Raw genomic sequence first — 7,207 nt, 5'->3', positions numbered from 1 at the left:
TGCCGGCGGTGGACGCCGGATTTGTGCGGGAATCGACCGCCGTTAACAGGTGAGGACGGTCGAGGTCTCGGTTCCGCGATTGAAAACGAGGATCGCCGTCTTGCCATCGCGCCAGGTCGCGTAGCCGAGGAGCTGGTCGATTGCTTCGCCGAACGCCTTCGGCCCCTTCCAGAACTTGCACTCGGCAATGAAGACGTTGCGGTCGCCCTCCCGTAGAAGGATGTCGGTCTTACCTCCCATGTTGAAGGTCTCGCCCGTCGCCTTTCCCTCAAACTGGCCGTTGAGCTGCACAAGGAAGTGCTGCCGCAGGGCTTCCTCGTTCATGGCCTTGAAGGCATCGGGGCTGCGCTCCATCACAAGCGCCATGTCCTGAACCACTTTCAGAATGTGCTCGTACAACTCCATGGCGAGCGCCGGTTCCGGCTTGAACTGCGCCGTTGTCGTAGGCGGCAGGGTCGGGATTGCCTTGCGCCTGATCGTCGGGAGCGCGTAGGTCTTCGGCGCGTCGGCGCGTCGCCGGATCGGGATACCGAGCGCCTCCGCGCGCTGTGACTGCGCGAGCAGCCGCTCGCGCCGCTGGTGGATCGACTGCCCTGCAGCGGCGGGGAGGTTCTGGTTGTGCGTGTCGATCATCGCACGCTGCCATCCCAGATGCTGCTCAATCTCTTTCAGGGTCTGTTCGACAAGCGCTCGGATGTCGCGGGGCTGGTCGGCAGGTGTGTCGTACCGAAGAACGACCTCGTTCTTTTCGATGACGGCGCGGGGCGGGTTGAGCGAGTAGGTGCTGGCCTTCGCGTAGAACAACTCGCTCTCGCCCTCAAACGGGATGCGGACCTCGACGCGCTCGCCCGCCACCATGACAGGGCGGCTTCGGTCGTCGATCCAGCGCATCGGATCGTGCCGGACATCGACCGGCACATCCTCGTGATTGGCATACCATTGGTCTCGCTGCAGCGTGATCGGCGTTATGCCGTATTTCTCAACCAAGTAGTGCTTCAGGTCCTCGGGGGGTGTATTGAGAAGCCGGTTTTCGTCGAGTCCTTCGACCTCCCGTTGCATCTTCTTCAAGGTTAGTCGTATGGAATGGTCGAGATCGTGAGTGACGAACAGAAGTCCTTTGCTCTTGTCGATGGTGCCGAACATACTCCTCGCCCTGTCCTTAATCCGATAGTCTTTGTCTTCGCCGTGTGTTCAGAACCCGCACCCCGACTGATGAGGCAGTCCTACTCACGCCCCCCCTCGATCACTTGCAGCACTGGCCGTCGCGGGCGGCTCTGCGCCTGCGCATCACCTACCAGCGCGGTCAGCGCCAAGCCGAAGACCAACTCGTCGAGTTCGTTGACGTGTACGGCGAGTTGATCGGCTACATCGGCGCGCGTCATGCGATCCTCCCGCAGCGCGGCGAACACCTTTTGGAAGACCTGTGACGTCTCCCGGGGCGCGCTATTTGGCTCTGACTTCTGGTAGCCACGTTGCGCCATCTCGATGCACAGCGATCTGTAGTGCCACTCGTTGACAAGCTTCAGATCTTTCAGCCTGTAGGCAAGCGCTGCGACAGAGACGGTCCAGAACACCTTGTGTGAGACCAGTTGGTCTACGGTGGCCATGACAGGCGCGTTGGCCAGAACGCTTCCTTCCGGCATGAGAAACGCCGATGCGAACTCGTTGGCCTGGCGCTCGGCGTCCTTGACCTTCGGGCCAGCATGACGATGAAGGACCAAGTGCCCGAGTTCATGGGCGGCATCAAAGCGGCTGCGTTCACAGGACTTCATCGTGTTGAGGAACACGAACGGCGTAGACGCATGCCACATGGAGTAGGCGTCCACGTGGGCAGTGTCCAGCGACAGCGAGAACACCCGCACGCCACGCGCTTCCAGCAGATGCACCATGTTCTTGATCGGCAACTCGCCGAGACCCCAGATTCGGCGCAGTGCGGCTGCAGCCGCAGCAGGGCTGGACTCTTGGCTGAGGTCAGGCAACTGCGCCGCCGGCAACTCGAAGCGCTGCTCGATCCACTCGTTCAGCATGAGCGCAACCGCGCCAGCGCCTAGCGCTGCGTCCCGTTGGCCGGCGGTCATCTTCGACATGGAGCGGAAGCTGACTACGTCGGGTGTCACCTCCTGTACGTCCGATCCAACAAAAAACTGCACCGGGAAGTGCAGTTGGTCAGCTAGAGCGAGGAGCCGTTCTCTTTCAGGTTTGTACTCTCCGCTCTCGTACGCGGTAACCGCCCGCACATCTGCGCCGATGAGCTCTGCCAACTTCCTCTTTGTGAGCCCTCGACGTCGACGAGCAAGGCCTAGGCGGTTCGGGTTGAACTCTGCACCGTAGCTCATGCCTTCCGCCGAACCGCAACGTCGATGTCAGGCTGGACAGGGGGCGTGATCACCACCTGTTCGCCATCGAGCGGCAGAGCCCGCAAGATGATCCGTTCCTGCCACACGGAAACGCGGCCGTCGCTACCGACGTCCAGCGGCAACGACAGCTCCGCACGCAACTCGTTCTTCGCGTGGTGTGCCAGCAAGATCCAGGTCGTCACCTTCTCGTCTTCGTCTTGAAGCGGCACGGGCGATTCCATGCCCGGCAGGTAGAGCTGCAAGCTCCGGTTGATCTCGATGGCGCCTGCGGTGTTCGGTCCTTTTGAAGAGGTTGTAGCAGGCTCAGCGTGCGGAATGCCAGTTGCCTCGTTGCCGGTGGAGACGATGATCGAGATCGAGCCGTCGGGGCTCACGGTCTTCGGCGAGTTCTGGTCGTTGAAGCGCGTCCAACCCTCGGGCTTCAGCACGTCACGCAGCGTACGAACTGCTTCGCTCCACGCCGCGATGGGCGGGAACAGCGGGGGGTGGTTCTCGGTGCAGTTGGACTTGGCGATGTAGCCAGCCATGACTGCTCGCAGCAGCGCCGCTTCGGTCAAGCCGAGCTGCTGCAGGCGTGAGAGGACAGAGGAGGGTTCAGAGTGCAGAATGGCATTCATGGTGGCTTCCGGAAGTTCAGCTTCCCGAAATCTTACCACAATTGATATTGACAAACAGGAAGTTGGACTTCCTCCTTTCTTAATATCCGCAAGGGGCTGAGCGACCGCTTGATCCCATGCTGAAGTACCAGGCTGGGTACGTGCTGCCACTCGCGCTGGAGCGCGGAGCGCCTGCAGCCGTTGCACTCCGGTCATTGGGGCGAAAAACCCGAACTGCCGTTGAGGGTGGGCTCAAGACGGTCGCAGGTGGCTCAGCCAAGCTGACCAGCGAGTTCGAGAGTGAAGGTCACAGTCCGGCCATCGGGCGCTGTTCGTCGGTCAAGCCGGTCGGGCCGGTTAAGGCTGGCTGTTGCCGCTCGCCGCGAGCAGTGCTGGCCGGCGGCTTTCGATTCGAAGCGATTGGTCATTTGTGCTGACGAGGCAAATGGAAGCAGTCGCTATACGTTGAGGCTGGGCCACTGACGTATCGGCGGGGTATGGTACAAACCTCATCACCTTCAGGTTAGGCAATAATGCCTTTGGACTTCACGCCTCCCCGCGCGCGCCCGACACCAAGATATTCTATTAGCATCGTCGAAATGCCGTTCGGGCCGCGCTCCGAACGCTTGTTAGTCAGGCTCATCAAGTTGCCATTCAGATAACGCAGTGACCTTGAAGACGAAACGCCCGCAGCTGGAAGAAACCACTGCCTGTATCGGACAACAACTCAGGAAGACCAGAATGGCGAATGATCCTGCCGGCTCGACTTGGAAAAAGTGGGACTTGCACGTCCACACGCCGTCGTCGGTCGTGCACAACTACCCCGGCGCCAATCAAGACGATGCATGGGAAGCCTTCCTTCAAGACCTCGAGTCCCTGCCGCCCGAGTTCAAGGCCATCGGCATTAACGACTACATCTTCATTGATGGATACGCACGGGCGCGCAAAGCCAAGCTCGAACAAGGTCGACTAAGAAACATCGACCTGCTGCTGCCCGTCATCGAGCTTCGCTTGGACAAGTTCGCCGGGGTGGTGAAAAAGGAGAAGGACGGCACCTACTCGCAGTCCGGCTGGAACCGAATCAACCTGCACGTCATCTTCGACGCGATGGACCCCGAGGTCATCCAGCAGCAATTTCTCAACTCGCTGACGCCCAGCTACCAACTGATCCCGGACTCCAGCGACTGGGGCGGCAAATGGAAAGGAGTCATCACCCGCGACAGCTTGTTCGAACTCGGAAAGATGATCGTAGAGTCGGCGCCGACTGACAAGCGAGGGGACTACGCTCCGTACCTGCAGGAGGGCTTCAACAATTTGTGCGTGAGCTTGGAGAAGGTGCTCGAGGCTCTTGACAAGCCCTACTTCACTGGAAAAAACCTGGTCGCGGTAGGCAAGACCGAATGGGACAACCTGAAATGGGATGACCAGTCCATCGCCGAGAAGCGCAACATCATCAATCGGGCCGACTTGGTCTTCACTGCTTCCGCCAATCCGGCCGCATACGATGCGGCCCGCAAGAAGCTCTCAGATTCCAACGTAAAGGCCACGCTACTCGACTGCTCCGACGCCCACGCGCCGAGCAGCTCAGAGAACAAGGACCGCATCGGCAACTGCTTCACCTGGATCAAAGCCGACGCTACCTTCGACGGCTTGGTCCAGAGCATCACCGAATTCGAGGACCGCGTGTTCATCGGCGACGCGCCGCCCAAGCGCCTGCTGGTCGAGGCCAACCGTACCAAATACGCAGCCAAGATCCGCATCGGCCGTAAGCCCGGCTCCACGCTGGCAGATACTTGGTTCAACGTGGATATGCCGTTGAGCCATGATTTGGTCGCCATCATCGGCAACAAGGGCAGCGGTAAGAGCGCGATGGCCGACATCGCCGCGTTAGCCGGCGACACGAAGAACTTCAAGAGCTTCTCGTTCCTCAAAGACACGCGCTTTCGGAATCCGAGGAACAAGCTCGCGCAGCACTTCCTCGGCGCGCTGTGCTGGTACGACGGTACCGAATCCGAACGTCCGCTTGACCAAGATCCGTCCGAGACCAGCGTGGAGCGAGTGAAGTATCTGCCGCAGAGCTACCTTGAAACGCTGTGCAACGAGCTCGGCGACGGCGGCTCGGCGACGTTCGACACCGAGCTGCGCAAGATCATCTACACGCACGTTCCGGAAGAAGCCCGCCTGGGCTACACCTCCATGGACGAACTTCTCGATTTCAAGGTCGCCGAGATTGACAGCGCGCGGGAGCAGGTCATCAAGGAGATCTCGAAGGCCAATGCCGAAATCTTGCAGACCGAGCGCCGGCTCACGCCGGAGTTCAAACAGTCGCTGCAAGAGCAGCTCGACGCCAAGATCGCCGAGTTCAACGCCCTGGTGGCGTCGAAGCCCACCTCGGTGGAAGACCCCACGGAGTCAGAAGCAGCACAGGAAGAATCGAAGGCCGCCACCGAGAAGATTCAGGCGCTTGAGGACGAACTCAAAAGGCTGCGAGAAGAAGAGAAGCTGCTTCGCGACAAAAAGGCCGCCGACGCCAAGCGCCAAGCCGTTCTGAGCCGAATTGTCCAAGCCGTCACAAACCACAAGAAGGTCCACGACCAATTTCTGATGGAGTTAGCTCCCATGCTGGCCGAGGCCGGTGCGGACTTGAAGGCCTCCGAGGTGGTCGAGTTGAAAATCGACACCACGAAACTCGACGCGCTTGCCAAGGCCGCCAAAGAGTCGATTGCCGGCGTGGACGCAGCACTCGCCGATCAGGAGCCTACGGGCCTATTCAAGCGTCGCGAGGTGGCCGAGGCAGCGATGGCTAACATCAGGAGCAAGCTCGGCGAAAGGCAGCGCCTGTTCATCCTCTTCAAGGATCAGGTCGCTAAGTGGGAGCAGTCCAAGGAGGTGCTTGTTGGAAACAAGGACAAGCCACAGTCGATTGAGTGGTTCAAGGCCGAGATCGAGTCATTGAACGCCCTGCCCAGCAAGCTGACGGCTCTACGCGCGAGCCGGGTAGAGCTCGCCAAGGCGGTCCATGATCAGATCGGTAAGACCGTCGAGGAATACCGCCGGCTTTATGAGCCGGTGCAGCAGTTCGTCAAGTCCGCTGCCCAGATGGAGATGCACCTACCGCTGGACTTCGACGTGCGCATCGAAGAGTCGAACTTCCAGGAGCAGTTCTTCCTCCGCATTAATCGGCAGTCGCGCGGCAGCTTCTCAGGCGTGGACGAGAGCAACCAGCTCATGCGCGGGCTGCTCAAGGAGGTCAACTTCGGAGACGTGGACTCGACTCTGAAATTCCTCGAAACCATCGACGACATGCTGCACTACGACAGACGCGAATCCGGTGCTAACCGCGAGACCCGGATCGGCGATCAGCTCCGCAAGGGCGGCGAGCCTCAAGACATCCTCGACTACCTCTACGGCATGAGTTATCTGGCGCCGAGGTATTCGCTGACGTTCGACCAGCAAGAGATCAGCCAACTATCGCCCGGCGAGCGTGGCCTGCTCTTGCTCGTCTTCTACCTACTCGTGGACAAGGATGACATCCCAATCATCATCGATCAGCCCGAGGAGAACCTAGACAACCAGACCATCTTCAAGGTGTTGGTCAAGTGCATCAAGGCGGCTAAGCAGCGGCGCCAAGTCATCATGGTGACGCACAACCCAAACTTGGCGGTGGTCTGCGACGCCGAGCAGATCATTTGCGCGACCTGCGACAAGGCGACCAATACGTTCAATTACGTTTCTGGTGGTATCGAGTCGCCAGTGATCAAAAACATAGTCGTTGAAATCCTTGAAGGCACCGAGCCGGCCTTTAAGAATCGGAAGCGCAAGTACGGTCTTTGATGGTAATGGGCTGGGGGCACTTGGGCCCTAAATCCACCGCCGTTGGTCACACTGAACGACTGCTTAATGTCGGTTGACGGTCGCAGCGGAAGCAGCCGCGTGTGATGGCTTCCGCTGCACTCCGGTCATTGGGGCGAAAAATCCGAACGGCTGTTGAGGGTCGGTACTTCCAGTTGGCAGGATGGAGAAGCCGCCGTTCATCGTCGCCTGACGCTCGAACGGCTGGTGCCCAGCACATTGCTGCCTGAGTGCGCCATCAAGCCACCGGCAGCTGAGGCCGAGCAGTTCGCATCGGCTGTCCGGCAGGTTTCAGAGCGGAGCCGTCGCTTGGGTGGCTGCTATGCTGTAAGGGCGACGGGCAGCACTTGTTTAGCTTTGTTCGACGCCTGCCCCTGCCTCGCGGCGATGAAGGTCCGACCC

General features: G+C 59.9%; 4 protein-coding genes. 1 reads left to right on the top strand and 3 read right to left on the bottom strand.

What is annotated here, in order from left to right; all coding sequences use genetic code 11:
- Positions 1-42: 42 nt before the first annotated feature.
- From QMB55_RS00020 to QMB55_RS00010, 3 genes are all read right to left on the bottom strand, one after another.
- Positions 43-1,143, bottom strand: coding sequence for a hypothetical protein (locus tag QMB55_RS00020; RefSeq protein ID WP_497586603.1), 1,101 nt, complete (start codon positions 1,141-1,143; stop codon positions 43-45).
- Positions 1,144-1,223: 80 nt separating this feature from the next.
- Positions 1,224-2,336 carry an ImmA/IrrE family metallo-endopeptidase gene (locus QMB55_RS00015; protein ID WP_288023628.1) on the bottom strand — a complete coding sequence of 371 codons (1,113 nt, stop codon included), beginning with the start codon at positions 2,334-2,336 and terminating at the stop codon, positions 1,224-1,226.
- The gene (locus QMB55_RS00010) at positions 2,333-2,974 is read right to left on the bottom strand and encodes a hypothetical protein (protein ID WP_288023626.1); all 642 of its coding nucleotides are present in this window, start codon (positions 2,972-2,974) and stop codon (positions 2,333-2,335) included. Before QMB55_RS00010 ends, QMB55_RS00015 begins: the two co-directional genes overlap by 4 nt.
- 651 nt (positions 2,975-3,625) lie before the next feature.
- Here QMB55_RS00010 and QMB55_RS00005 point away from each other — a divergent pair.
- Complete coding sequence (locus QMB55_RS00005) at positions 3,626-6,787, top strand: TrlF family AAA-like ATPase (RefSeq protein WP_497586602.1); 3,162 nt, start codon at positions 3,626-3,628, stop codon at positions 6,785-6,787.
- Positions 6,788-7,207 lie beyond the last annotated feature (420 nt).

The sequence above is a fragment of the Propionivibrio sp. genome (genome assembly GCF_041441355.1).
Classification (GTDB): Bacteria; Pseudomonadota; Gammaproteobacteria; order Burkholderiales; family Rhodocyclaceae; genus Propionivibrio.
The sequence above is the reverse complement of the archived record's forward strand: the minus strand, read 5'-3'. Positions and strand labels throughout refer to the sequence as shown.